The organism is Nonomuraea diastatica (assembly GCF_004349015.1).
Taxonomy (GTDB): domain Bacteria; phylum Actinomycetota; class Actinomycetes; order Streptosporangiales; family Streptosporangiaceae; genus Nonomuraea; species Nonomuraea diastatica.
In genome coordinates this window covers 18868-37515 of record NZ_SMKP01000036.1, presented here as the reverse complement: position 1 = coordinate 37515, position 18648 = coordinate 18868, and the positions used below count along the sequence as shown (strand labels likewise).

17 protein-coding genes are annotated in these 18648 nt (G+C 70.6%); 7 read left to right on the top strand and 10 right to left on the bottom strand.

The features are described from left to right. Nucleotides 1-7: 7 nt before the first annotated feature. A complete protein-coding gene (locus E1294_RS15215; RefSeq protein ID WP_132508991.1) occupies nucleotides 8-700 on the bottom strand; it encodes a TetR/AcrR family transcriptional regulator in 693 nt (230 codons plus the stop codon). A gap of 113 nt (nucleotides 701-813) precedes the next feature. On the opposite strand from E1294_RS15215, the gene E1294_RS15210 reads away from it, so the two are divergent. Genes E1294_RS15210 through E1294_RS15200 form a run of 3 tightly spaced genes read left to right on the top strand, consistent with a single transcriptional unit; the run spans nucleotide 814 to nucleotide 2965 of the window. Then, nucleotides 814-1167: a YrdB family protein gene (locus E1294_RS15210; protein ID WP_132508989.1), complete on the top strand. Its 354-nt coding sequence runs from the start codon at nucleotides 814-816 to the stop codon at nucleotides 1165-1167. Nucleotides 1168-1169: 2 nt separating this feature from the next. After that, complete coding sequence (locus tag E1294_RS15205; RefSeq protein WP_132508987.1) at nucleotides 1170-2081, top strand: NAD-dependent epimerase/dehydratase family protein; 912 nt, start codon at nucleotides 1170-1172, stop codon at nucleotides 2079-2081. Continuing rightward, nucleotides 2078-2965: a Gfo/Idh/MocA family protein gene (locus E1294_RS15200; RefSeq protein WP_132508985.1), complete on the top strand. Its 888-nt coding sequence runs from the start codon at nucleotides 2078-2080 to the stop codon at nucleotides 2963-2965. The genes E1294_RS15205 and E1294_RS15200 overlap by 4 nt, the downstream gene beginning before the upstream one ends. A gap of 16 nt (nucleotides 2966-2981) precedes the next feature. On the opposite strand, the gene E1294_RS15195 is transcribed toward E1294_RS15200, so the two are convergent. Genes E1294_RS15195 through E1294_RS15180 form a run of 4 tightly spaced genes read right to left on the bottom strand, consistent with a single transcriptional unit; the run spans nucleotide 2982 to nucleotide 7078 of the window. After that, on the bottom strand, nucleotides 2982-3806 hold the full coding sequence (locus tag E1294_RS15195) for a trypsin-like serine peptidase (RefSeq protein ID WP_132508983.1): 825 nt from the start codon (nucleotides 3804-3806) through the stop codon (nucleotides 2982-2984). Between the two features lie 55 nt (nucleotides 3807-3861). Then, entirely contained in the window at nucleotides 3862-4866 is a 1005-nt protein-coding gene (locus tag E1294_RS15190) for an acetamidase/formamidase family protein (protein WP_132508981.1), read from the bottom strand. Then, nucleotides 4863-6230, bottom strand: coding sequence for an APC family permease (locus E1294_RS15185; protein WP_132508979.1), 1368 nt, complete (start codon nucleotides 6228-6230; stop codon nucleotides 4863-4865). The genes E1294_RS15190 and E1294_RS15185 overlap by 4 nt, the downstream gene beginning before the upstream one ends. A gap of 47 nt (nucleotides 6231-6277) precedes the next feature. Further along, nucleotides 6278-7078 carry an ABC transporter substrate-binding protein gene (locus E1294_RS15180; protein WP_246083030.1) on the bottom strand — a complete coding sequence of 267 codons (801 nt, stop codon included), beginning with the start codon at nucleotides 7076-7078 and terminating at the stop codon, nucleotides 6278-6280. Between the two features lie 48 nt (nucleotides 7079-7126). On the opposite strand from E1294_RS15180, the gene E1294_RS15175 reads away from it, so the two are divergent. Further along, nucleotides 7127-7669 carry a MarR family winged helix-turn-helix transcriptional regulator gene (locus E1294_RS15175; RefSeq protein ID WP_246083029.1) on the top strand — a complete coding sequence of 181 codons (543 nt, stop codon included), beginning with the start codon at nucleotides 7127-7129 and terminating at the stop codon, nucleotides 7667-7669. A 26-nt stretch (nucleotides 7670-7695) separates the two neighbouring features. Here the strand turns inward: E1294_RS15175 and E1294_RS15170 are convergent, their stop codons facing one another. After that, complete coding sequence (locus E1294_RS15170; protein WP_132508977.1) at nucleotides 7696-8973, bottom strand: Glu/Leu/Phe/Val family dehydrogenase; 1278 nt, start codon at nucleotides 8971-8973, stop codon at nucleotides 7696-7698. A 215-nt stretch (nucleotides 8974-9188) separates the two neighbouring features. Between E1294_RS15170 and E1294_RS15165 the strand changes: the two genes are divergently transcribed. Further along, the gene (locus E1294_RS15165; protein WP_165977295.1) at nucleotides 9189-10742 is read left to right on the top strand and encodes an alkaline phosphatase D family protein; all 1554 of its coding nucleotides are present in this window, start codon (nucleotides 9189-9191) and stop codon (nucleotides 10740-10742) included. A 4-nt stretch (nucleotides 10743-10746) separates the two neighbouring features. Here E1294_RS15165 and rocD read toward each other — a convergent pair whose 3' ends face one another. The 3 genes from rocD to E1294_RS15150 all read right to left on the bottom strand — a co-directional run bounded on the left by rocD (nucleotide 10747) and on the right by E1294_RS15150 (nucleotide 13370). Further along, nucleotides 10747-11961 carry an ornithine--oxo-acid transaminase gene (rocD, locus tag E1294_RS15160; protein ID WP_132508975.1) on the bottom strand — a complete coding sequence of 405 codons (1215 nt, stop codon included), beginning with the start codon at nucleotides 11959-11961 and terminating at the stop codon, nucleotides 10747-10749. Between the two features lie 2 nt (nucleotides 11962-11963). Continuing rightward, nucleotides 11964-12761 (bottom strand): dimethylargininase, encoded by a 798-nt coding sequence (gene ddaH / locus E1294_RS15155; protein ID WP_132508973.1) that lies wholly within the window; start codon nucleotides 12759-12761, stop codon nucleotides 11964-11966. 123 nt (nucleotides 12762-12884) lie between these two features. Further along, nucleotides 12885-13370 (bottom strand): Lrp/AsnC family transcriptional regulator, encoded by a 486-nt coding sequence (locus E1294_RS15150; protein ID WP_132508971.1) that lies wholly within the window; start codon nucleotides 13368-13370, stop codon nucleotides 12885-12887. Nucleotides 13371-13462: 92 nt separating this feature from the next. Between E1294_RS15150 and E1294_RS57740 the strand changes: the two genes are divergently transcribed. Together E1294_RS57740 and E1294_RS15140 are read left to right on the top strand one after the other, a co-directional pair. Next, a complete protein-coding gene (locus tag E1294_RS57740; protein WP_132508969.1) occupies nucleotides 13463-15814 on the top strand; it encodes a GH1 family beta-glucosidase in 2352 nt (783 codons plus the stop codon). 152 nt (nucleotides 15815-15966) lie between these two features. Further along, nucleotides 15967-17145, top strand: coding sequence for a hypothetical protein (locus tag E1294_RS15140; protein WP_132508967.1), 1179 nt, complete (start codon nucleotides 15967-15969; stop codon nucleotides 17143-17145). A 77-nt stretch (nucleotides 17146-17222) separates the two neighbouring features. Here the strand turns inward: E1294_RS15140 and E1294_RS15135 are convergent, their stop codons facing one another. Next, nucleotides 17223-18581 (bottom strand): glycoside hydrolase family 16 protein, encoded by a 1359-nt coding sequence (locus E1294_RS15135; protein WP_246083028.1) that lies wholly within the window; start codon nucleotides 18579-18581, stop codon nucleotides 17223-17225. Nucleotides 18582-18648: the final 67 nt, after the last annotated feature.

The following is an 18648-nucleotide window of genomic DNA, read 5'->3' as shown; positions in this document are numbered from 1 at the left end:
GTAAGTGCTACTGAGCAAGCCCCAACGTGGCCGCCGCGTGGCGCATCGCGTGCTCGAACGCCGTCCTGCGGTTCTCGATCACGTTGTTGAACTGGCCGAACACCTCGAAGTTGACCCACCCGTACAGCGCGGTCCACGCCGCGACGGCCTGCCAGATCACCGCGTCGGGCACGCCCGGCATGAGCTCGCGGAAGGAGCCGGCGTCGGGTTGGAGCTCTTCGGGGCCTTCGTTCGCGGGTGGAGCGATCGCACCGGACCCCCAGGCGTCGCAGACGATTCGGCTGTACGCCGCCACGTCGCGCACCCTGGCTGCGATCGTGTCCTGGGGCGCCTGGTAGCCGGGTACGGGGGAGCCGTAGATCAGGGCGTATTCGTGCGGGTGCGCGACGGCCCACTCGCGCACCGCGTGGCAGGCGGCCAGCCACCGTCCGGCGAAGTCGTGGCGTGGGCAGGCGGACTCGGCCTGTTCCACGGCCTCGCCGAGGGCGTTGTAGCCGTCGACGATCAACGCGGTGAGCAGGTGATCGCGGCTCGGGAAATAGCGGTAGATGGCCGACGAGACCATGCCCATCTCCCGTGCGACGGCCCGCAGCGACAGGCCGCCCGCTCCCTCCGTGGCGAGCTGGCGCCGCGCGATGCCGGTGATCTCCCTGGTGAGCTCGGCCCTGACACGTTCTCTGGCGGTACGGCTGGCAGTCATGCACAGCAGGTTATCAGAGCGGTGACAAGAAACGAGAGCACCGCTCTTGACGAGCAACGCTCTTTTGGGAGAGCATTGCTCTCGTAAGCGAACGGGTGGTCCCGGAGGTCCCGATGCTCAACCTCGCCAAACACGCCAACATGGCCCTGATGTTCCTGCTGGAGCTGGGGGTGCTGGCGTCGGCCGGCTACTGGGGCTTCACGCTCTCCACCGGCTGGGCGATCAAACTGCTGGCCGGGCTCGGTGCTCCGGCGCTGTTCATCGCGGCGTGGGCGCTGTTCGGCGCGGGAGGCGGCGCGAACGCCACCTTCCCGCTCACCGGCCCGGCACGCGCCGCGCTCGAGATCGTGTGGTTCGGTGGCGGCGCGGCGGCGCTCTACGCCTCCGGACTGACCACCTCCGCGGCCTTCTTCGCCGCGCTCTTCGTCGTCAACGCGGTTCTCCGCATCATCTGGAAGCAGGTCTGATCATGGGTAAGCACGTCGTCGTGGGTTCCGGCCAGGTCGGCTCGCATCTCGCCGCCAAACTCGTCACGCAGGGGCACGAGGTCGTCGTCGTGACCCGCTCGGGCCGCGGTCCCGACGGGACGGTCAAGGTGGCCGCCGACATCGCCGACCGGGCCAGGCTCACCGAGATCGCCAGGGGCGCCGACGTCCTCTACAACTGCGTCAACCCGCAATACCACCGCTGGCTCACCGACTGGCCGCCGATGGCCGTGTCGTTCCTGGCCGCCGCGGAATCGAGCGGCGCCGTGCTGGTGATCCTGGGCAACCTCTACCCGTACGGCCCGGTCTCCGTCCCGATGACGGAGGACCTGCCGCTCGCCTCCACCACTCCCAAGATGCGGGTACGCGCGAAGATGTGGACCGACGCGCTGGCCTCGCACCGGGCCGGCCGTATCAGGGTGACCGAGGTGCGCGGCTCCGACTACTTCGGCCCCGGCGCGACCGACCAGTCCTACCTGGGCGAACGGTTCCTCGCGCCGCTCAGGGCGGGGCGTACCATCCCGATCGTCTGGCCGGCCGACATCCCGCGCAGCTGGACGTACCTGCCGGACGTGGCCGACGCGCTGATCACGGCGGGCGGTGACGAGCGGGCCTGGGGCAGGCCCTGGCACGTGCCCACCGGCGCGCCGCTGACCTTCCGCCAGCTGGGGGAGAAGATGGCCGCGCTGCTGGGCCGGCCCGCGCCCCGGATGATGCAGATGCCGTGGCCGCTGCTGCGGGCGGCCGGGCTGTTCTCGCCCTTCATCGGCGAGCTGAAGCACACGCGGTACCAGTTCGTCGCGCCCTACGTGCTCGACTCGTCGGCGTTCGAGCGCACGTTCGGCGTGGCGCCCACCCCGATCGAGGCGGCGCTCAAGGCTACGCTCGACGCGTGAAGATAGCCATGATCGGCCTGGGTGACATCGCGGAGAAGGCCTACCTTCCCGTGCTCGCCGCGCAGCCCGCACTCGACCTGCACCTCTGCACGCGCAACACGGCTCGGCTGGACCGGCTCGGCGACACCTACCGGATCGCCGCCCGGTCGTCGGGCGTGGACGAGGTGATCAAGGACGGCGTCGAGGCGGCGTTCGTGCACGCCGCCACCGACGCCCACCCCGAGATCGTCGAGCCGCTGCTCAGAGCGGGTGTCCACGTCTACGTCGACAAGCCGATCGCCTACACCCTCGCCGAGTCCGAACGTCTCGTGCGGCTGGCCAGGGCCGAGGGGAGATCCCTGATGGTGGGCTTCAATCGCCGGTACGCGCCCGGATATGTCGGGCTTGCCGCTCACCCCCGTCATCTCCTCCTCATGGAGAAGAACCGCGCCAATCACCCCGACACACCCCGCCGGGTGATATTTGATGACTTCATCCATGTGGTGGACACCCTCAGATTCCTCGCCCCCCGCCCGGTCACCGGCACCATGATCAGGACCCGCGTCCGCAACGGCCTGGTCGAGCACATCGTCCTGGAGATGTCCGGCGACGGCTGCACCGCCATCGGCATCATGAACCGGGTCGGCGGGGCCTCAGAGGAAACCTGCGTGGCCATGGGCGACGGCGCCAAGCGGCGCGTGGTCAACCTCGGCGACGTCATCGACCACAAGGGCGGCGAGACCCTGGTCAGACGGCCCGACTGGGTGCCGGTGGCCAGGCAGCGCGGCATCGAGCAGATCTGCCTGGAGTTCCTCGCCGCCGTACGCGAGGGCCGGGTGATCGACGCCGGTGACGCCCTGGCCACCCACGCCCTCTGCGAGGAGATCGCCGGGCACGCCGCCTGACCTGCGCCCGAGGGGGTCAGTCGCGCTGCCTGAGCTGCATCGTCCTGTCGGCCCTGGCGAACATGCGCTTGAACGCCTTGTTCCCGAGCCGGGCGAGCACGGTGTAGCCCTTCGTGTCGCCCAGCGGGCTGGAGGACGAGACGACGCCGGCCACCGAGCCGCCGTACAACGCGGGCCCGCCGCTGCCACCGGCGGCGGCGTGGCAGTTGCGGGTGACCATCAGCCCCGGCCCCTCGGAGACCGCTTCGGCCGCGTCACCCAGGCACCGGTACAGCCTGGTGCCCGGATAACCCTTGCCGGCCGGGTAGCCCAGCAGTTCCAGGCCCTGCAGCGTGGTGCCCCTGTCCGTGGCCATCGTCCGCAGGCCCCGGCCGGTCACCGCCTCCAGCGGGCGCTTGCCGCGCCCCACTCCCACCAGCCCGATGTCGTACGGCAGCAGCCCCGGCGAGTACGGCCGGTGCCGCCACCTCGCCGGCACCCACGTGCGTACGGCCGGCCAGACGCCCAGCCCCGGCCGCCCGCCGTCGTAGCCGGGCAGGAAGGCCAGGTTCTCGAGCAGCCGGCCGTGGTGGAAGAGGCAGTGCGCGGCCGTCAGCACCAGGCTGCGGCTGCGCGAGCCGATCACCGTGCCCCCGCACAACACGCCCCGCCGCGAGACGGGGTCGTGACCGAGCAGCACCCCGGTGAGCCGCCGCGCGCCCGTGTAGGGACGCGGGACCGGCGCGTAGCCGAGGCGGTCTCCGTCAGGAGTCAGGACGCGCGGGGCGGGAACGTTGCGCTGGGAGACCTCGGTGACGGCGGTCGGGTCGAGCAGAGCGAGGGACAACACCAGCCTGAGCACCCGGTCAGCCTACGGGGGCGATGATCAGACCTCTGACCTGCGACATCCGTCTTTACTAAGTCGTGTACTGGGCGGCGAGCGCGCGCAGGCGGGTGTGGGCCGACCCGTAGACCGCCGCGTCGCCCACATACGCCTTGGGCAGCTTGGCGACCATGGTGTAGTTGGTGTCGCACACGTTGCCGACCGGCGCCTGCCCGGCCTGGCTGACGAGCTGGTAGGCGTCGAGCGTGTCCAGCCCGGTCAGCTCCGAGGTCCAGGTGACCAGGTCGTGCTGGCTGATCCGGTACGCGTCCTCCAGCGGCCTGGCCGATCCGGTGGACATCAGGTGCAGGTCGTCCTCCAGCCGGGGCCACGGCGTGGCCACTCCCTTGATCAGCTCGACCGCGACCACCGTGTTCATGGCCGACTCCACCGCGGTGCCGCACACCTCGCCGTGACCCTGCAGCCCGTGGCCGTCGCCGATGGAGAACATCCCGCCCTCGACGTTGACCCCGAGGTAGACGGTGACGCCGGCGCGCAGCTCGGGGGTGTCCATGTTGCCGCCGTGCGCGTCGGGGGTGATCGTCATGCGGGCCTCGTTCGCGGCAGGGGCCACGCCGACGGTGCCGTGCATCGGGTCGAGCGGCAGCTCCACGCTGAAGTCGCTGGTGCGGGCGTGGTAGACGGCGACGCCCCTGGCGAGGTCGATGTCGTAGCGCCAGACGCGTTCCTCCAGCGGCGGCTGCAGCATGGCGGTGGTGTGGGTGCCAGTCAGCGCGCCGAAGTGGGGGAACGTCGTGGAGACCGCCCAGTCCCTGGCCGGGGTGATGGTGATGAAGTGCAGGGCCAGCGTGTCGCCCGGCTCGGCGCCCTCCACGTGGAAGGGGCCGGTCACGGGGTTGAGGTAGGGGAACTCGCACACCCGGGACGGCAGGTCGTCCACGCCCCGGACGAGGCCGCCGAAGCAGTCTTCCGTGTAGAGCTCCACGATCGTGCCCGGCCGTACCTTGCCGACGGCGGGGCGCCCGCCGAAGGTGTAGCTCAGTTCCTCCGGCGTGGGGTGGTAGGAGACGACGTTCACGAGACCTCCGTGGGAAGGGTGGGCTTACGGCCGATCAGGTAGGTGATGCCCAGGACCGCCAGGCCGATCGCCAGCCAGACGCCGCCGACCCACTGGGCCGCGACGTTCTGGTTGTACACGACGGCCACCAGGACGGCGAAGCCGATCACGGGGGCGACGAGGTGGGCCCACCAGTTGGTGCTGCGCTGCCGGACCACGTGGTGCACGACGACGGAGACGTGCAGCACCAGGAACGCGGTCATGGCGCCGAAGTTCACCAGTGAGGCCAGCTCGCCGACGCCGTTCGCCCTGGTGCTCATGAAGACGCCGAGCACCAGCGAGACGGCGGCCACCGCGAGGGTCGCGTTGACCGGCACCTTGTGCTTCGCGTTCACCCGGGACAGGAAGGCGGGCAGCTGGCGGTCCCGGGCCATCGCGAACAGCAGCCGCGACGTCGCCGCCTGCGCGACCAGCGAGTTGGCGAAGCCCCAGGCGACGGCGGTGGCCACGGCGGTGAGCACCGACAACCACTGGCCGCCGGCGTACGCGGCGGTGTCGTAGAAGGCGTCGCCCGCCGGGTCCCCGCCCGCGATCAGGGCGTCGCGGCCGGGCGTGAGGAGCGCCGCGACCCAGGTCTGCGTCACGAACAGCACGGCCGCCAGGCCGAGGGCGGCCACCATGGACCTGCCGAGCCTGCGGGCGTCCTCGCGGTTCTCCTCCGCCAGCGTGGAGATGCCGTCGAAGCCGAGGAACGACAGCACGGCCACCGACGCGGCGGCGAACACCACGCTGAAGGTGAAGCCGGAGGACTCGAAGATCGGCGTGAACGCGCCGGTCTGCGCCTTGCCCTGGGCCAGCGCGACGCCGGCGACCACCAGGAAGATCGCCAGCACGACCAGCTCGGCCGCCAGCATGATCCGGGTGAGTCTGGCCGTCATCTGGATGCCGAGGTAGTTGACGACGGTGTTGAGCACCACGAACGCCGCCAGCCAGGCCCAGACGGGGATCACGGGCACGAACGAGTTCATGGCAACGCTGGCCACCAGGTAGAGCAGCGACGGCACGAGCACGTAGTCGAGCAGGATGGCCCAGCCGGCCATGAACCCGACGGGGGCGGCGATGCCTCGGCCCGCGTACGTGTAGACGGAACCGGCCATCGGGAACGCCCTGGCCATCTGCGCGTACGACAGCGCCGTGAACGCCATCGCCACCAGGCCGATCAGGTACGCCAGCGCCACCATGCCGTGGGACACGGAGAAGACGTTGCCGAAGATCCCGAACGGCGCGATCGGCACCATGAAGATCAAGCCGTAGATCATCAGGTCGGGGAAGCCCAGCGAGCGCTGGAGCTCCTGGCGGTAGCCGAACTGCTCGATCGTGCTCATGGACGGCTCCTTGTGCATCGGGGGGTGCATCGGGGGCGTTTCGCACCTTAGAACCAAAGCTTTCTAGTGAAGAGGTTTCTCCAGAAAGAAATCCAGGCCGTCAGCCCTCCCGAGGTGAACGGCAGGCCGTGCTCCTCCAGCGCGCCGCAGAACCGGGCCGCGCCGAGCCCGCCGGCCGCGTACGCCCGGTTGAAGTCCATGAGGTCGCTGCCGATCAGCGTCAGAAGGATGGCGTCGGGGCGGGCGGCCGCCACCCGGTCGAGCAGGTGCATCGCCTCGCCATACCTGACGAGGTGCTCGCCCACCACGGTGGCGCCGAGCGCGCGCAGCAGCGGGCGGGCGCTCGCGTGCACCAGGCGCGGCCAGATGTAGTCGTTGCCCAGCAGGAACCACCGGCGTGCCCGGCGCGTGCCGACCAGCCACTCGATCCCCGGCGCGAGCTGCCGGTCGGGGGTCTCGCCGAGGAAGTAGACGCCCGGCGCGTGCCCGCCGCCTTCGTACGGCGGCCCGTAGACGAACGGCGCCCGCCCGGCGATCGCGGCCACCACCTCGACCCGCACGTCACTGGCGTGGGCGCCCGCCACGGCCTGCACGGTGCCTGTCGCGACCAGCTCGGACACCTCGGCCGCCACCTGCCGCGCGGGCCGCCCGCCGTCGACGAGGACCAGCTCGACCGGCCTGCCCAGCATGCCGCCCGCGGCGTTGAGCTCCTCGGCCGCCAGGACGGCGCAGTTGATCGCGCAGGGGCCCATCGGGCCGAGCACCCCGGACACGGGCACGACCAGGCCGATCCTGATCGAACCAGAGGGTAAGAGCCGTGCTTCGAGAGGATCGACGGTCGCCGCCACGCCGACGAGTATCCTCCGTTGTAGCTCCCCGATGAAAGGACCTCCTCGATGACCTCCTCTGGGCTCGGGTCCTCGCTCGCCTATCTGCTGAGCCGCGCGGAGCGCAGCGTCAACCGGGGGCTGGCGGCGGCGCTGGCCGGCGAGGACGTCACCGTCGAGCAGTGGCGCATCATGCGCGCGCTGGCCGACGGGCGGGGCGACTCGATGGGCGAGCTCGCCGCGGCGGTGCTGATGCCGCACCCCACGCTGACCAAGGCGATCGACCGGCTGATCGAGCGGGCGCTGGTCTACCGCGGGCTGTCGAAGGGCGACCGGCGGCGGGTGGCGGTGTTCGTCTCGGACCGGGGGGCCGAGCTGCTCGCGCGGGTGGACGGCGCGGTGGCCGAGCACCACGGGCTCGTCGCGGTCGCGTTCGGCGCCGATCGCACCGAGCGGCTCATGCGCGATCTCGAAAGGTCTGGTGGCCGCGCTCGACTACGCCGAGCCCAGGAAGTGGGCCCAGGAAGTGGGCCCAGGAAGTGGGCCCAGGAAGTGGGCCCAAGGAATGAGCACCGGAACCCGCCCCGGACGGCGGGCCCCGGTCGTTCCTGACCCCTAGTCGTTCTGGCTGCCGGCCGTCACGGGTAGAGGCCGCGCATCTGGTGCGCGTCGGCCACCCGGCCCACGCCGATGACGTGCGCCGCCTGCCTGAGCGTCAGCCCGCGCTCGGCGGCCAGCGACTTCACCTCGGAGTAGGCGCCCTGCATGAGGTCGTGCAGTTTGAGCTCGACCTCGCCGGAGCTCCAGGAGTAGGCCTGCATGTTCTGCACCCACTCCAGGTAGGACACGATCACCCCGCCCGCGTTGGCCAGGATGTCGGGCACGACCGTGGTGCCGGAGGCGGCGAGGATCTCGTCGGCCTGCGGCGTGGTGGGCCCGTTGGCGCCCTCGACGATCAGCCTGGCCCGGATCCTGGGCGCGTTGGCCTCGGTGATCGCGCCTTCCAGCGCGGCCGGGACCAGCACGTCGACGTCCAGCTCGAACAGGTCGTCGCGGGCCAGCGCGTCGGCGTGGCGGTAGCCGTGCACGCCGCCTTCCTCGGCGACCCAGGCGCGCAGCCGGGCGATGTCGAGGCCGCTGCTCGCGTAGGCGGCGCCCGTGACGTCGGAGACGGCCACGACCTTGCAGCCGGCGTCGGAGAGGTATTGCGCGGCCAGCGCGCCCACCTTGCCGAAGCCCTGCACGGCCACGGTCACGCCTTCGGGAGAGCCGCCCAGCGCGGCCAGAGCCGCGATCTGCACGCCGCGCGAGGTCGCGCCCGCACGGCCGAGCGAGCCGCCCAGCGTCATCGGCTTGCCGGTGACCACGCCGGGCACGGAATAGCCTGCGTTGACGCTGTAGGTGTCCATGACCCACGCCATCGTCTGCTCGTCGGTGCCGACGTCGGGTGCGGGGATGTCCTTCTCCGGGCCGATCAGCGGCAGGATCTCGTTGATGTAGCGGCGGGTCAGCCGTTCGAGCTCGTGGGTGGTGAGCCCGGCCGGGTCCACGGCCACGCCGCCTTTGGCGCCGCCGTACGGGATGCCGACCAGTGCGCACTTCCAGGTCATCCACATCGCGAGCGCGGTGACCTCGTGGATGTCGGTGCTGGGATGAAACCGGAGCCCGCCCTTGGCGGGGCCGCGTGAGACGTTGTGCTGGACCCGGTATCCCTGGACGACGTCGAGCCGTCCGTCCTCGCGCCGCACCGGGACCGAGACGGTCAGGGAGCGGCGGGGCGTGGCCAGCATCGTGCGGAGCCCGTCGTCGAGCCCGAGATGCTCGGCGGCCTGGTCGAGCTGGTGGAGAGCGGAGTCGAGCGCTTGACGGCCCGGTGTGATCAGGGCCGGCGTCGTTGACGGCACCATGATGCTCATTGAAGAGTTTCCTCCTGGTATTTACGCCCATTTACGCGGAAAGCGCCGTTGCTTTCCACTTTGGGCGATCTTGTTACGATCATCCTATAGGCGAGGGGTTTGACCTTGCCTGGGTCTTGGAAGAAATCCAAGCCGGTGACCGAGGTGCCACGAGCGGCGCCACTCTGGCAGTCTTACGAGCGGATGCAAGCCGATCCGTCGATCTGAGGAGTGGAATGCCCGCACTCGTGGTGGGGCCGATGCTGCGTTATGTCGATCGTGACAGCGCCTCGATCTGGGTGGAGACCGCCGACCCCTGCACGGTCACCGTCGAAGCGGACGGCAGGGCTTACCGGTCGCCTACCTTCACCGTGCACGGACACCACTACGCGATCGTGGATCTCGTTGGACTCTCCCAGGATATCGGGTCCTATTCCGTCACACTCGACGGGGAGGCCGTATGGCCTCAGGAAGGTCGCCCGCCCAGCCGGATCAGGCTGCTGCCCGCAGAAGGGGTGCGCAAGCTGACGTTCGGCTCGTGCCGCACCAGCGTGCCGCACGACGCGGCGCACGTGCTCACGCACGGCAACGACATGCTACGCACGCTCGGCGGACATCTCGCGCAGGCCGGCGACGAGGAGTGGCCCGACCTGCTGCTGCTCCTCGGCGACCAGGTCTACGCCGACAACCCGTCGCCCGAGATCCTGGCCTACATCAGGTCGCGGAGAGACACCGCCCCGCAGGGGGAGATCGCCGACTTCGAGGAATACGCCGAGCTCTACCGCCGGGCGTGGACCGACCCCGACATCCGCTGGCTGCTGTCCACCGTGCCGACCGCGATGATCTTCGACGACCACGACGTGCGCGACGACTGGAACACCTCGAAGACCTGGCGCGAGCAGATGGCCAGAACGCCATGGTGGCGCCGCCGGGTCATCGCGGGGCTCGGGGCGTACTACGTCTACCAGCATCTTGGCAACCTCTCACCGGCCGAGCGCGCGGAGGAGCCGCTCCTGCAGAAGCTGCTGGGCGGCGACGGCGACACCGGAGACGCGCTCGACGAGTTCGCCGACAAGGCCGACGCCGAGCCGAGCAGCAACCGCTGGAGCTACGCCCGCGACCTCGGGGAGGCCCGCCTGATCATGGTCGACACGCGGTGCGCCAGGCAGCTCACGCCCGGCGACCGCCGCATGCTCGACCCCGACGAGTGGGCCTGGCTCCAGGAGCAGGTCACCCGCCCGGCCGAGCGGCTGATCATCGGCTCGTCGATCCCGTTCCTGCTGCCCGAGGGCGTCCACGGCGTACAGAACTGGAACGAGGTCCTGTGCGACGGCAAGTGGGGCCGCCTGGTGGGCCGGTGCTCCGAGATGCTCCGGCAGGCCTTCGACCTGGAGCACTGGGCGGCGTTCCGCCGCTCGTTCGAAGACCTGGCCAGGATGCTGATCAAGCTCGGCAAGCCCGTGCTGATCCTCTCCGGCGACGTGCACTACTCCTACCTGGCCAAGGCCAACACCGGGCCGGTCTACCAGGTCGTGTGCTCGCCGATCCGCAACCCGCTCAGCCGGGTGTTGCGCTGGGCCAACGTGTTCACCCAGTTCGGCCTGGCCACGCTGGTGGGCGGCCTGCTGGCGCGGTCGGCGGGCATCCCGAGAGCGCCCTTCCGGTGGAGGATCGTCAAGGGCCCCTGGTTTCAGAATGCGCTGGCCACCCTGACCCTCCCCGGCACGCTGACCTGGTACGAGTCGCGCGACGACGCCATGAAGCCGATCGAGTCCTTACGCGTGGGTTGAGCCCTTACCGCTCCTTCAAGGCGTAGAGAGCATCGGTGAGCTGGTCGATCGCCCAGATCAGGTCGTCCTCGGAGACGACGATCGGCGGAGCCAGCCGGATCGTGGAGCCGTGCGTGTCCTTGACCAGCACGCCGCGCCTCAGCAGCGCCTTCGACACCTCGCGCCCGGTGGCCAGCGACGGCTCGATGTCCACGCCAGCCCACAGCCCGCGCCCGCGCACCTCGGTGACGCCCTTGCCGATCAGCTCGCGCAGCCGGGTGTGCAGGGTCTCGCCGAGCTTGGTGGCCCTGGCCTGGAACTCGCCGGTGTTCAGCAGCTCGATGACCGCGATGCCCACCGCGCACGCCAGCGGGTTGCCGCCGAACGTGGACCCGTGCTGGCCGGGGTGGATGATGCCGAGCACGTCGCGGTCGGCCGCGATGGCCGACACCGGTACGACGCCGCCGCCGAGGGCCTTGCCCAGGACGTAGATGTCGGGCACGACCCCTTCGACGTCGCACGCGAACGTCTGCCCGGTGCGGCCCAGGCCTGACTGGATCTCGTCGGCGATCATCAGGATCCCGCCCGCCGAGCACAGCTCCCTGACCTCGGTCAGGTAGCCGTCCGGCGGCACCAGCACCCCGGCCTCGCCCTGGATGGGCTCGACGAGCACGGCGACCGTGTTGGCGTCGACGGCCTGCCTGATCGCGTCGGCCGAGCCGTAGGGCACGATCCTGAAGCCCGGCGTGTAGGGGCCGAAGCCGTCGTGCGCCTCCGCGTCGGTGGAGAAGCTGATGATCGTGGTGGTGCGGCCGTGGAAGTTGTTCTCCATCACGATGATGTTGGCCTGGTCGGGCTCGACGCCCTTGACCTCGTAGCCCCACTTGCGCGCCACCTTGATGGCGGTCTCGACGGCCTCGGCGCCGGTGTTCATGGGCAGGATCATGTCCTTGCCCGTGAGGTCGCCCAGGCCGGCGCAGAAGTGCGCGAACTGGTCGTGGTAGAAGGCGCGGCTGGTCAGGGTCAGCCGTTCGAGCTGGTCCCTCGCCGCCTCGACGATCTTCGGGTGGCTGTGGCCGAAGTTGAGCGAGGAATAGCCGGACAGGCAGTCCAGATAACGCTTCCCCTCGACGTCGGTGACCCACGCTCCATGCGCCTCGCGGATCACCACGGGCAGTGGGTGGTAGTTGTGTGCGCTGCGGCTCTCGCTGATCTCGATCAGCTCTGCGCTGGTGGTCATGGTCAGTTCTCCCCCCTGATCTCCAGTGTGCAGCACTTGGGGCCCCCACCCGCCTTACGCAGCTCCGACAGGTCGACCGGGATCACCTCGTACCCCCGGCGCTTGAGCTCCAACTGCAGGGTGGAGGCCTCGGCATTGATCACCACGTGGGTGCCGTCGCTGACCGCGTTCAGGCCGAGCACCTCGGCGTCCAGGGCGGTCGCCAGGATCGCCTCGGGGAACATGCGGCGCAGCACCTCCTGGCTGCCCCGCGAGAAGGCCTCCGGGTAGTAGGCCACGTTCCGGCCGTCCAGCGGGAACAGCGCCGTGTCCAGGTGGTAGAAGCGCGGGTCGACCAGCGTCAGCGAGGTCACCGGCCGGCCCAGGATCTCCTGCGCCTCCTGGTGGGCTCGCACGTCCGTGCGGAAGCCGGTGCCGGCGAGGATGACCTCGTCGAGCGCGAGGAAGTCGCCCTCGCCCTCGTTGACGTGCCGCGGCTCGTGCGCCGGATATCCGCGCTCGGCGAACCAGCGCAGATAGGCCGGGCCCTCGGGGCCGCGCTGCGGGTAGGCGAACCGGGCGCCGTAGACGCGCCCGTCGACGACCAGCGCGCCGTTGGCGGCGAACACCATGTCGGGCAGCCCGTCGATCGGGTCGATCAGGCTGACGCGATGGCCGAGTTCCTCGTATGCGGCTTTGAGCTCCTCCCACTGCCGAACCGCGACGTCGCGGGACGCGCCGGCTTCCGGGCGCATCCACGGATTGATGCTGTATTCGACGGCGAAGTAGTCGGGGCGACACATGAGGAAGTGTTTGGGCATGCAGCGCTCCATCATCGTTGACCAGGGAAAATCCCGCTCTGGAGGGACGCAGCCAGCCTAGGAACCGCCGTCATGGCGGCCAAGACGTCGACATTGCGTATATGCGCAGGTCTGTTGCGTCTTTCAGGCGCTCGTATGCGTTCCGTTGCGCGGTTGCGGCACGGTGGTGCCAGGAGGTGCGTCGACCAGCCTGGAGAGCACGATGACGCTCCTGGTCCGCACCACGAACGTCTCCGCCGCGATGCGCTCGATCACCCGCTCCACGTGACGGACGTCCGTCGCCCTGATGTGCAGCAGCGCGTCGGCCTCGCCGGTGATCGTGGCCGCCCCCACCACCTCGGGGAACTTGGCCACGGACAGCGCGATGTCCGACGGCTTGGTCTTGCCCTGGCAGAACAGCTCCACGTACGCCTCGGTCGTCCAGCCCAGCGCCTGGGGCGCCACCCGGGCGCTGAACCCGGTGATCGCCCCCGTCGCCCGCAGCCGGTCGACCCGCCGCTTGACCGCCGACGCGCTCAGCCCCACCTGGTCACCGATGTCCGCGTACGTCGCACGGGCGTCGTCGACGAGCGCCGCGATGATGTCACGATCGAGCCGGTCCAGTTCCACGCGCTCTGTATACAGCCTGGCCAGGCTGGCGCGCGACGTGCGGCGCGCGGGAGACTGGGCGCCCGAACCGTGTCCGGAGGGTTTTCACCACGATGAGCGCAGCGAGTTTCCCCGAGGGTTTCGTCTGGGGAGTGTCGACTTCCGCTTTCCAGATCGAGGGGGCCACGACCGCAGACGGCCGCGGCCCGTCCATCTGGGACGGCTTCTCCGCCGACCGCGCGGAGGCGTGCGACCATTACCACCGCCATACCGAGGACGTGCGGTTGATGAAAGACCTCGGAATAGCCGCCTACCGGTTCTCGGTGAGCTGGGCGAGGGTGATTCCCGACGGCTGCGGAAAGGTGAACACGGCCGGGCTCGGCTTCTACGACCGGCTGCTCGACGAGTTGCTCGCCGCGGGCATCACCCCCTATGCCACCCTTTATCACTGGGACCTGCCGCAGGCTCTGGAAGACCAGGGTGGCTGGCCGGTCCGCGACACCGCCCGCCATTTCGCGGATTACGCCGCGGCCGTTCACGAGCGGCTCGGTGACCGGGTCGACACGTGGTTCACGGTGAACGAACCGTGGGTGGCGGCCTTTCTCGGATATGGCTCCGGCATTCACGCGCCTGGCAGGACGTCGGCGGCCGACGCCTTCCGCAGCGCCCACCACATGCTGCTCGCCCACGGGCTGGGCGTCCAGGCGCTGCGCGCCGCCGGGGCCGCCAAGGTGAGCGCCGTCGTCAACATTTCACCCGTGCTGACGCCCGCCCAGGTGAGCGACTTCGGCAGGGAGTTGAGCGAGGAGGACGCCGAGGCCGTGGCCAGGATCGACGCCCTGGCGAACCGGCAGTTCCTCGACCCGATGCTGCGCGGCGCCTACCCGGCCGACCTGATCCCGCTCATCGAGCGCCACGCGGGGCTCGGCCACGTCCGCGACGGCGACCTCGACGTCATCGCCCAGCCCATCGACCTGATCGGCGTCAATTACTACGCGCCGCTGGTGGTGCAGGCGCAGCCCAGCGAACCCGCCGATCCGGCTTTCCCGGGAAGCGAGGGCGTGCTCTTCTGCACGGTGCCCACGGCGGTCACCGCCATGGGCTGGCCCATCGTGCCCGGTTGCCTCTCCCAGTTGCTCGGCCGTCTTTCGCGGGAATATCCGGAAACCGACCTGATGATCACCGAGAACGGCGCCGACTTCGTCGACGTGGTGACCGGCGACGGCATTCACGACGTCGAAAGGATCAGCTTCATCGAGGAGCACCTGCGCGCCCTGAGATCCGCGATCGAGAACGGCGCCAGGGCCCGCGGATATTTCGTCTGGACGCTGCTCGACAACCTCGAATGGGCCGACGGCTACCAGCGCAAGTTCGGCCTCGTGCACGTGGACTTCGCCACCCAGAAACGCCGCATGAAAGACAGCGCCCGGTGGTATCGCGACGTCGTCGCGCGCAACGGCCTGAGCGAGACCCGCGCCAGGCGGCCCACCCTGGAGACCGTGGCCGCCCGCGCCCACGTCTCCAGAGCCACGGTCTCGCGCGTCGTCAACGGCGAGACCTCGGTGAGCCCTGAGGTCCGCGCGACGGTGATGCGGGCCGTCAGAGAGCTCGGCTACGTGCCCAACGCGGCCGCCCGCAGCCTGGTCACCCGGCGCACCAACACGGTCGCCCTCGTCCTGTCGGTGCCCAGACAGGGCGGCGATCCGCTGACCGCGGCCGTCGTCCAGTACGTCACCAGCATGCTCGAGGGCGCGGGCAAGCAGATCACGCTCATGCTGGCCGACACCGCCGAGAGCCACCGCCGCATCGCCTCCCACGTGGAGGCGCGGCTGGCGGACGGCGTCGTGCTTCTGCCGCCCGACCGGGCCGACACTCTGGCCGAGCGGCTCTCGCGGACCGGCGTGCCGATCGTGCTGCTCGGCAAACCCGCGGTCGCGTCGCTGGTGCCGTACGTGGACGTCGACAACGCCGGGGGAGCGGCGGCCGCCACCGAGCACCTCATCGCGCGCGGCCGCCGCCACATCGGCATGATCTGCGGCCCCATGGACCTGGTCTCCGTCCAGGACCGCCTGGCCGGTCACCGCGCGGCCCTGCACCGCGCCGGCATGAGGCCGCTCCTGGCCCCGGCCGACGACCTCACCCGCGCGTCCGGCGCGGCCGCCGCGCGCCGGCTCATCGGCGACAACCCGTCACTGGACGCGATCTTCGTGGCCGGTGACCAGCTGGCCATCGGGGCGTTGCGGGCGGCGCAGGAGGCCGGGCGGCGGGTGCCGGACGACCTGGCGATCGCGGGCTTCGACGACATCGACGCCGCCTCGGCCACCACCCCGCAGCTCACCACCGTGCGCGTCCCTGTCGCCGACCAGGCCCTCGCGCTCGCCCGGCTCCTGCTGTCGCGCCTGGAGGGCCGCCACGTCACGTCCGTCGTGCTCCCGGCCAGGCTCGTGGTCAGGGACTCCACCTGACGGCCGCCACGTCACGTCGGCCGTGCTCCCGGCTGGTCGGGGGCTCCACCTGACGGCCGCTCATCCGTCTCTTGTCTCCCGAATCGGGCGCCTGCCGTCGATCCGCGCCCCGGCGACTTAGCATCGATGGCAGGACCCCGCTGGGAGGCCAGATGCGCTTCGTCCGCCGCAAGCAGGAAGCATCCGTCGAGCCCGACGGCCAGGTCACCCGCATCGCGCCCGCGGCCGCGTACGACGGCGACCTCTACCACCTGCCCGAGTGGCCGCGGCGCCGCGGCGAAGAACGCGCTCTGGGCCGCGCCCACGCCGAAGGCGGCCAGATCGACACGCTCACCCTCCAGACCGGCAGCGTGCCCCGCTTCCACGAGCTGGAGGACGAACGCCGGGAAGAGCTCGCCAGAATCGACGAGTGCACGGAGCGGGAGACCCAGCGGGCCCGCGCCGAGTTAGAGGCGCAGAAGATCCGCCTGGCGGAGTCGCAGCGCGCGTTCGGGGAGGCGCGCAAGGCCCTGGACGACAGCCGGCAGCGCGTCACCGAGCTGGAACACCCCAGCAGGCGCCCCGGCGACGGCCGCCCCAGCTCGATCGCCGTCTCCGGCAGCCACTGGCCGGTCGTCCGCCGCTGGCTGCCCGCCGCGCTCCTTCTGCTGCTCCTGCTGGTCGTCGAGGTGCCCATCCTCTACCAGGTGATCCTCAGCTGGGGCGACAGCGTCGCGATGACCGCGCTCCTCGCCGCGGGCGCAGCCCTGATCATGCTGGTGGCGCCGCACATGTACGGGCGCGCGTTCCGTTCCTGGCAGGAGCACGGCAGCTCGGCCGAGGGGCGCTGGCTGCTGATCGGCGTGGCGCTCGTCTGGCTGGGCCTCATCGTTGCCGTGGCCGTGCTGCGCCGGGACGCCCTGGTCAAGCCCCTGGTGGTGGACGGGCAGGAGGTCGGCCCCACCTCCGAGGGCGTCGGCCAGCTGCCCACCATGGTCCTCCTGCTGGCGCTCCTCGTGGCCACCGCCCTCATCGCCGCCGACCTGGGGCGCCGCATGCACAACCCCAACGACCGCCGCCTCAGGGAACTCCGGGCCAAACGTGACGCCGAGGCCTGCGCCTTCGTCGGCGCCCAGGCGGCCTACCAGCACGACGCCGGCTACGCGGAGAGCATCGCCCACTACGTCGAGGCCGTGGACCGCCGCCGGGCCAGCCGGCTGCGGCAGCTCGACGGCGGCTTCGACAGCCTGGCTACGGCGTACCTCGGGGGAGTCGTCGAGGGCCTGAAGGATCCTGAGGCGGCCAGCTGGGCCGAACGCATCGTCCTGCAGCGCCGCACCCGCTCCTCCTGACCTCCTCCAGCGCACCGCGGGCCCGTACGCACGGGATCACGCGCGTACGGGCCCGCCGGCGGAGGCGGGACAGGCGGTCAGGAGGTGGAGAAGGTGAACCAGTTGACGTTGACGAAGTCGGCAGGCTGGCCGCTGCTGAAGGTCAGGTAGACCGTGTGCGTCCCGGTCACCCCCGAGATGTTGGCCGGGATGGTGCGCCAGCTCTGCCATCCGCCGGTGTTCCCCACGGCGAAGTCACCGATGGGCGCGGCCGTGGGGCTCCCGAGCCGCACCTGCACCAGCCCGCTGACCCCGGCGCCCGCCCCGGACGCCACCCTGGCCTTGAACTGGCGGGCGGCCTGCGAGCCGAACCTCACTCCGTCGAAGCGCAGCCAGTCGCCGTTGGAGATGCCGCCGACGTTCTGGCCGCCGCCCGAGTCGGTGGTCGACTCGATCATGGTGCCCGACTGGGCGGTGTAGCGCTCGGCCTGGATGGTGGAGCGGGCGTCGACGTTGCCGGGCGGGTCGGTCGGGTCGGGGTCGCCGCCGCCCGTGCCGCTCTGCCAGACCGCGACGTAGTCCACCATCATCGGCCTGCCGGGCACGGTGTCCCCCGTGGGGGTCCCGAAGCCGGCCACGCCGTTGGGGAACGCGCCGCCCATCGCCACGTTGAGCAGCAGGAAGTAGCCGGCGTGGCCGGTCATGTTGTTCCAGGTCGTGGCGTCGAACCGGGACTGGCTGAGGCTGTGGAACAGCTGGCCGTCCACGTACCAGCGCAGCTGGTTGGGGCTCACGCTGCGGTCCCACTCGAAGCGGTAGGTGTGGTAGCCCGACTGACAGGACGTGCCGGGGCAGGCGCGGCTGGCGCCGAGGCCGTTGTTCTCGTCGCACGGCCCGCCGGGGGCGACGCCGCAGTGGAGCACGGCCCAGACGGAGTTGAGGCCGTTGACGTTCTCCATGATGTCGAACTCGCCGATCCCCGGCCAGTTCCAGTAGTTCCCCCGGTACGGCGATCCGAGCGCCCAGAACGCCGGCCAGTAGCCGAGGGCGGCGTTGCCGGTCACGTTCGGCATCTGGATGCGGCCCTCGATGCGCAGGATGCGCCCGTCGGCGGGCTTGAAGTCGGATCGCCTGGTCTCGATGCGGGCCGAGGTCCACTCGCCGGAGCCGCTGCGGAGCGGGGTGATGCGCAGGTTGCCCGAGCCGTCGAGGCTGAGGTTGGAGGTGCTGGAGGTGTAGTTCTGGATCTCGCCGGTGCCCCAGTTGGCCGGGCCGCCGGGGTACGCGTGCCCTGTGTCGATGATCCAGTTGTTCGACGAGGGCAGGGTGTTCGCCGGGCCGTTGAAGTCGTCGGACCAGACCAGTGACCAGCCGGACGGCGTGGGCGGCACGGACGCCGAGGCGCCGGTGGTCATCTGGACGAGCAGCCCGGTGAGTGCGGTGAGAGCCACGGCCACGGCCGCTAAGCGGCGCCGGTGCCTGTTTGTTGTTGTCATCATCGCTCCATGGGGGTGCGGATGGCGA

Coding starts and splice junctions, on each gene's coding strand:
- ddaH (WP_132508973.1), bottom strand. CDS start 12,761: ATGCCCAAACACTTCCTCATGTGTCGCCCCGACTACTTCGCCGTCGAA.
- E1294_RS15185 (WP_132508979.1), bottom strand. CDS start 6,230: ATGAGCACGATCGAGCAGTTCGGCTACCGCCAGGAGCTCCAGCGCTCG.
- rocD (WP_132508975.1), bottom strand. CDS start 11,961: ATGACCACCAGCGCAGAGCTGATCGAGATCAGCGAGAGCCGCAGCGCA.
- E1294_RS15215 (WP_132508991.1), bottom strand. CDS start 700: ATGACTGCCAGCCGTACCGCCAGAGAACGTGTCAGGGCCGAGCTCACC.
- E1294_RS15170 (WP_132508977.1), bottom strand. CDS start 8,973: ATGAGCATCATGGTGCCGTCAACGACGCCGGCCCTGATCACACCGGGC.
- E1294_RS15175 (WP_246083029.1), top strand. CDS start 7,127: ATGACCTCCTCTGGGCTCGGGTCCTCGCTCGCCTATCTGCTGAGCCGC.
- E1294_RS15165 (WP_165977295.1), top strand. CDS start 9,189: ATGCCCGCACTCGTGGTGGGGCCGATGCTGCGTTATGTCGATCGTGAC.
- E1294_RS15205 (WP_132508987.1), top strand. CDS start 1,170: ATGGGTAAGCACGTCGTCGTGGGTTCCGGCCAGGTCGGCTCGCATCTC.
- E1294_RS57740 (WP_132508969.1), top strand. CDS start 13,463: ATGAGCGCAGCGAGTTTCCCCGAGGGTTTCGTCTGGGGAGTGTCGACT.
- E1294_RS15210 (WP_132508989.1), top strand. CDS start 814: ATGCTCAACCTCGCCAAACACGCCAACATGGCCCTGATGTTCCTGCTG.
- E1294_RS15140 (WP_132508967.1), top strand. CDS start 15,967: ATGCGCTTCGTCCGCCGCAAGCAGGAAGCATCCGTCGAGCCCGACGGC.